Source organism: Chamaesiphon sp. OTE_20_metabat_361 (genome assembly GCF_031364565.1).
Genome location: NZ_JANLWO010000146.1, coordinates 1 through 6,576, shown reverse-complemented (window position 1 = coordinate 6,576; position 6,576 = coordinate 1). Strand labels below are relative to the sequence as shown.

Genomic DNA, 6,576 nt, shown 5'->3' with positions numbered 1-6,576 from the left:
ACGATCCACTAGCTCAACATTTTCACCAACGGCTGCGTCAACCAATTCAAACCCACCTTAAGCTGATGTTCGAGGGTGGGGAGACGATAGAGGTAGACGAGGCGACGGGTGAGGTAGGCGAGGGGGCCGTCTAATTTGATGCCCATGCCAGATAGGACGGCATTATCATCGCCGAGTACCATCATTTCGCCGAGATTAGTATACTTGAATGGCAGTAGAGGTCGATCGGTCAGGGATGACCAAATATTCCAGGCGACAAAATCAGACTGCTGGAAGGCGACTTGAGCGGTGGTGGGAATAAATTGACCGTCAGCGTCGCTAATTGCCGCCGCATCGCCCAAAGCATAAATATCGGAATTTTCGGTGACTTGAAGTGTCTGGGTAACAGTAATTTTTCCTTGGGGATTCAGTGGTAGCTCGAAATGTGTAATCGCCGGACTGACTTGATTGCCGACCGTCCACATGATGATTTCGGCAGGGATGATGTCGGTCTGACCCTTGTAAATTAGCCCGATCGAGTCCGCTGTAATCTCCGAAACGTTAGTTTCTAAGTCCACCCAAACGCCGCGCTGTTCTAGCGCCTTGAGGGCAGCATTCCGATTGAATTCTAGGGCATTGGGCAAGATCTTATTTCCCGATTGAATCAGGCGAATGCGACCGCGTTCTTTGAGCCTGTCGGCTAGTTTGCAGGCGACTTCGACGCCCGTATAACCAGCACCGACGATCGCGATCCGGATTTTCTCGGTAGTGGCGGTTTCTAAGATCCGGAGTTTGGCATCGAGTTTGTAGGCGTCTTCGAGCGATCGGAAGGCGATCGCGTTTTCCATGACGCCAGGTACGGTGTCAACGGGGGTTTCACAGCCGAGTGATAGGACTAGCCGATCGTAATCGATCTCGGTGCCACCTTCTAATGTGACGGTTTTTTGGTTTTTGTCGATCCAATCGACAGAGCCTTGGATGAACCGAATGTCTGTCCCTTTAAGCAGTTCGGCAAATGGTGGCGCGATTTCCCAGCCTTGCATTTCCCCGGTGATGAGTTCGTAGAGTAGGGGTGTAAATACAAAGTTGAGGTGACGATCGATTAGGGTGATTTCGGGCTTTTGTCCGGGTGCCCACGCGAGTTGATGCAGGCGCAAGGCGGTATACAAACCACCAAATCCCCCACCGAGGATACAGATACGCGGTACTGAAGTCATAAGTTAAGGGTTATTGGCGATCGAGATGAGGCTTGTTCATTAACTGTAACAATTTTGCGCTCGATCGCGTAGCGTTGCGAAGGGTTCGGTTAACTGGAAAGGAGTCAAAACGATCCTTTATAGATCTGTAGGTTGGGTTGCGGATGCGCGATACGGAGGGTTCCCCGAGGGTTTAGCGACCCAAATCACGCGGAGGTTCCCTCCGCATGTGTTTGGGTCAAGACAGCGGCTCGCAGCCGGGAGGTTCCCTCCCGGATTATGCGAGACAAGACAGCGCACCAAGCACAAGAATGAAACCCAACACTCCTAAACGAAGGAGCCAAATGTACAAAGCGAAGCGGCAAATGTTAGATGTTAGTAGGTTTCGTTTTTCCTAGCGGAGGCAGAACCCGGATCTGGGGGTACCGACCCCCAGCCCCCCCGTTGAGAGGGGGGACGCCCCCCCTCTCAAACTCTCCTGCGTATGTTCGACTTGTGTGCTAGCGTGGTGCGGCATTCACTCCACGTTAGATTTTAGTTGGGAATTAAGTTTTTTTGAACTAATCAGCTCCACCCGCTACCCTCTACCCTCTACCCTCTCTATTACGACAACAATCTCAACAGCGCCATGACATCTTGATAGTTTTGTCTATTGCCGCGTTTTTGGTAGAGTCTTGCTGCTGTTTGGAGTGCGGCTTTGGATTGGGTGCGATTGCCTAAGCCGAAGTAGGATACGCCTTGGAGGGTGTAGGAGTCGGGGGAGACGCTATTGATGGCAATCGCGCGATTGGCGTCGGCTAGAGAACGGCGGAAATCTTTTTGATTGATGTAGTAGACTGCTCTGCCTTGATAACCAGCTTCGCTATTGGGATTGATTTGGAGTGCTTTTTCGACATCGGCTAAACCTTGAGAAAATTGCTGTTGCTGCATCCGGACGATGCCGCGATAGGCATAGACTGAATCATAGTTGGGCTTGAGTTTCAGGGCGATGTCAAATTGGGCGATCGCGCGGTTGTAGTCTTTGATGCTGCTATAGGCTTGTCCGCGCAGACTGTAACCGAGGGGATTGTTGGGACTAATGGCGATACCCGTGGCTAGATCGTTAAATCCAGCTTTGTTACCCGCATTAACTTGGATAAACCCGCGATAGACATAAGTCAGAAAACTCTTTTGATTGATTTGCAGGGCGCGCTGGAAGTCTGACTCAGCACCTTGAGGGTCGCCAAGTAAATATTTAGCGACGGCTCGCACGCTGTAAGCGTCACCGAGATTGAGATCGATCGCGATCGCCTGGTTTATGGATCGCAATGCTTGAGTGGGGTCGGCATACTGCATCTGAGCATAACCGCGATATAGATAGCTGCGGGAATTGCGCGGATTGAGGGAGATCGCCCGATCTAGGTCGGCAAAGGCTCCTTCGGAGTCGCCACTGCCAATTTTACCAGCGCCGCGCAGGGCATAAGCATCGGCGGATTTGGGATCGCTCCTCAGAGCCAGATTGGCGTCGCGGATGACTTCTGCGCCATTTTCTAGGTACAAGTTTGCTTCGGCTCTGGCGATGTATGCCGCCGTGTAGTTCGGTTTGGTGGCGATCGCCCGATCGAATCCGGCAATCGCTCCGGGGTAGTCGCCCTGGCGAAATTTGGTGGCGGCGGTGACAAAGGAATCATCGGCGGCGGTATTGCGTGGCTGGGTGGCGATTACTGGTGCAGTTTGTCCCAGTGTTACTCCCATTTGGCTGGCGAGTTTGAGGAAGGAATTAGCGGGGATGCCTAGATTGAAGCCAGTCTTTACAAAGACATTGGCATTGATATCGGACTGTTTATTTTCTTGAATGTCGCCGCGCCCATGTACGGCAATTAGTTCGCCGCTATCGTTCAATACCGGGCCACCACTCATCCCTGGTAAGGTATTGCAGCTATAGACGATCGAGTAACCATTCGAGAATGGTTGGGAACTATTGGCGGTAATTTTGCCATCGCTGAAGGTATACACCGACTTGCTAATGGCGGCTGTCGCCAGTGGGAATCCAGCGACGTAGGCAAGACTGCCTTCGACGGCATTATTAGAGTCGCCAATTTTGACTACCGGATAATTACGATCGCTCTGAAATTTGACGATGGCGAGATCGAGATTGCCAGTTGGCGCTAACTGTCTGCCGCTAACGGGATACTTTTGACCGTCGCTCAACTCGATCGTATACCGACCATTGTTTTTTTTGACGACATGGGCGGCAGTCAGGACTGTATAAGTATTCCCCGCGCGGGCGATAATTGCGCCAGATCCGCGCTCGTTGGGCATTGTAATGGCAACAGTCACACTTTTGGCAATTTTTGCTACTGCTGTGGGCGACATGGCAGTAGTAGCAGGCAAAACGATAACTAACGGCGCGATGATGCCACAGGTAGCCAGCCAAGTTTTCATAGTGATGAACGAATACTACTCGATCGTATGATAATTTGTTTTGCCTGTGAATCGATCGCAACTATTTGCAATTACGCTGAAAGTTAGCGTAATTGCTCGGCTTAAATGTGCCTTCGATTTACTAACTTTTTTAGCCATAGCGGATGTCTTCGCTCTGAATAAAAATTGCTTCAGCTAAACCTCACATACTCCTACCAATCCGGCGAAACCTCTGCTTACATTGAGTCTGGCGACAACGGTAGGGATAGACATTAGCTAGAGAGTACAATCGATCCCAGCCACCAATGCGATGAGCGCGACCGATCCGATCGGTACCGCATTTTGGGCACTTGGGAATAGATTCAGACCAAAAATTTAGCAGCATTTTGAGATCGCTCAATAAGATAGATGCAGGGCAATGGATAAGTAGCGGGTAAAACTGGCTGTTTTAGTTCACAGTAGCTACGGTTGCAATAGATGTAGCAGATCTTATACCAAGTAATGCGCCAATTTGCTGAATCTAGCTAAATTAAGTCAAATCCACATCATTAGGCGGTAGCGCAAAACCCGATTTACTGATATTGGAGGCGATCGCCAGGACACCAAAATTCGTTAGTGCCTTGACGAGTCATTAGCAGTATTATTCCCAGATCGATCGCCAAAGGAGCAGAATATAATAGAGATAGACCCAATCGCACCTAGATCTTCAGGGCGGACAAGTTAAACATCAGATCCTCCCCATTGTTTATGAATCCTGACGTAAAATTCCAAGATGCTTTTGATATTGTTGTCGTCGGAGCCGGACATGCTGGCTGTGAAGCGGCACTAGCGGCGGCCCGATTGGGTTGTCGGACGCTATTACTCACCCTCAACTTGGATAAAATCGGTTGGCAACCTTGCAATCCCGCCGTCGGTGGCCCCGCCAAGTCCCAGCTCACCCATGAAATCGACGCATTAGGTGGTGAAATCGGCAAAATGGCCGATCGCACTTATCTCCAGAAACGGGTCTTAAATGACTCTAAAGGCCCCGCTGTGTGGGCATTACGCGCGCAAACCGACAAGCGCGAATATGCAGCGGTGATGAAAAATATCGTTGAAAATCAGGACAATCTGAGCATTCGGGAAGGAATGGTGACGGATTTAGTTCTGGATGCGAATAATCGGGTAATTGGCGTTGAGACTTATTTTGGTGCGGCGTTTGAATGTCAGGCGGTCATCCTCACTACTGGAACGTTTCTCGGCGGGACGATTTGGGTGGGGAATAAGTCGATGTCTGCCGGACGTGCGGGTGAATTTGCAGCGACGGGGTTGACGGAAACTTTACACCGGATAGGTTTTGAAACTGGTAGACTCAAAACTGGTACGCCAGCGCGGGTAGATAAACGATCGGTAGACTACACTAAAATGGAACCACAACCGGGGGACGATCGCGTGCGCTGGTTTAGTTTCGATCCCGAAGTGTGGGTAGAAAAAGCACAGATTCCCTGTCATCTGACGCGGACGACTCCTGAAACTCACCGCCTGATTCGTGAGAACCTCCATCTGTCGCCCGTCTATGGTGGTTGGGTAGACTCCAAAGGGCCAAGATATTGTCCGAGTATCGAAGATAAGATCGTCCGCTTTGCCGACAAGGAAAGTCATCAGATATTTGTCGAACCGGAAGGGCGGGATATTCCCGAGCTATACATTCAAGGCTTCTCCACTGGACTCCCCGAAAGCCTCCAAGTCGAGATGCTGCGGACACTCCCAGGGATGGAAAAGTGCGTGATGCTGCGTCCGGCTTATGCGGTGGACTATGACTATCTCCCCGCGACGCAGTGTTATCCCACCCTGATGACCAAAAAGATTGAGGGGCTGTTTTGTGCGGGACAGGTAAATGGTACTACTGGGTATGAAGAAGCCGCCGGACAGGGATTTGTCGCGGGGGTAAATGCGGCGCGATTTGTCAACCATCAGGAGATGATTGTCTTTCCGCGCGAACAGAGTTATTTGGGTACCCTGATTGATGATTTGTGTACCAAAGATCTGCGCGAACCGTATCGAATGCTGACGAGTCGATCGGAATATCGGCTATTATTGCGATCGGATAATGCCGATCGAAGATTGACACCATTAGGTCGCGAAATCGGTCTGATTGACGACCGCCGCTGGGAGTTATATACCAACAAGCAAGCCCAGATTCTGGCTGAAAAAGACCGCCTCGAAAAAACTCGCGTGAAGGAACTAGAACCCGCTGGAAAAGAGATTACAGCAGCGACTGGGGAAGTTATTAAAGGCTCGATTACGCTCGCCGAACTCTTGCGTCGTCCGGGCTTACATTATCCACATTTACTCAAATTTGAATTGGGTAATAAAGATTTAACTATTGCCGAACAAGAAGGAGCCGAAATCGAGATTAAATATGCCGGATACTTGAGCCGCCAACAACATCAAATCGACCAAGTTAGCAAACAATCAAATCGCAAACTCCCGAGTAATATCGATTATCACTCGATCGAGACCCTCTCGAAAGAATCGCGAGAAAAGTTAGCCCAAGTGCAACCTGCCACCATCGGACAAGCCACCCGCATCGGTGGTGTCAATCCCGCTGATATCAATGCTTTATTGATTTGGCTAGAAGTGCAAAATCGCACTAAAACTCCGCAGACTGTATTAAATTAATTGAGAATTGAGAATTGAGAATTGGGTTGTTATGCGTATTTTAGAACAGATGGATAATGACAATAACAAGTAGGTCGGCACAATTATTTCAATTACTAGAATCATCTGAAACCCTAAGATCCGGATCTAAAGCCCCCTGCTTGGTGCAAGCCATGGGTCGGAGCGGCTCGCGCACGCCTCTGTTCCCCGACGGTTTGCGAAAAGTGCGTTCTTGGGGTTTCCCCTGTCTTGTCGTTTTCTTATTCGGGGGGAACCCCCGAATAAAAACGCCGCAAGTGAAGCACCTTTTCAAGACAGCGGATGCGCGATACGGAGGGTTCCCCGAGGGTTTAGCGAC

At 50.2% G+C, this 6,576-nt stretch carries 4 protein-coding genes; 1 reads left to right on the top strand and 3 read right to left on the bottom strand.

Annotation, left to right across the window (positions count from 1 at the left end; all coding sequences use genetic code 11):
- Positions 1–8 precede the first annotated feature (8 nt).
- The 3 genes from RMO35_RS04110 to RMO35_RS04100 form a co-directional block, all read right to left on the bottom strand.
- Positions 9–1,196: an NAD(P)/FAD-dependent oxidoreductase gene (locus RMO35_RS04110; protein ID WP_309738744.1), complete on the bottom strand. Its 1,188-nt coding sequence runs from the start codon at positions 1,194–1,196 to the stop codon at positions 9–11.
- 582 nt (positions 1,197–1,778) lie between these two features.
- A complete protein-coding gene (locus RMO35_RS04105; protein ID WP_309738743.1) occupies positions 1,779–3,599 on the bottom strand; it encodes a trypsin-like peptidase domain-containing protein in 1,821 nt (606 codons plus the stop codon).
- Between the two features lie 181 nt (positions 3,600–3,780).
- The gene (locus RMO35_RS04100) at positions 3,781–3,963 is read right to left on the bottom strand and encodes a hypothetical protein (protein WP_309738742.1); all 183 of its coding nucleotides are present in this window, start codon (positions 3,961–3,963) and stop codon (positions 3,781–3,783) included.
- Positions 3,964–4,325: 362 nt separating this feature from the next.
- Here RMO35_RS04100 and mnmG point away from each other — a divergent pair, with 362 nt between their 5' ends.
- Positions 4,326–6,239: a tRNA uridine-5-carboxymethylaminomethyl(34) synthesis enzyme MnmG gene (gene mnmG, locus RMO35_RS04095; RefSeq protein ID WP_309738741.1), complete on the top strand. Its 1,914-nt coding sequence runs from the start codon at positions 4,326–4,328 to the stop codon at positions 6,237–6,239.
- The last annotated feature ends 337 nt before the right edge of the window (positions 6,240–6,576 follow it).

Bases quoted from the DNA above. Each gene is read 5' to 3' on its own strand.
- RMO35_RS04110 (WP_309738744.1), bottom strand. From the start codon at position 1,196: ATGACTTCAGTACCGCGTATCTGTATCCTCGGTGGGGGATTTGGTGGT.
- RMO35_RS04105 (WP_309738743.1), bottom strand. From the start codon at position 3,599: ATGAAAACTTGGCTGGCTACCTGTGGCATCATCGCGCCGTTAGTTATC.
- mnmG (WP_309738741.1), top strand. From the start codon at position 4,326: ATGAATCCTGACGTAAAATTCCAAGATGCTTTTGATATTGTTGTCGTC.
- RMO35_RS04100 (WP_309738742.1), bottom strand. From the start codon at position 3,963: ATGCTGCTAAATTTTTGGTCTGAATCTATTCCCAAGTGCCCAAAATGC.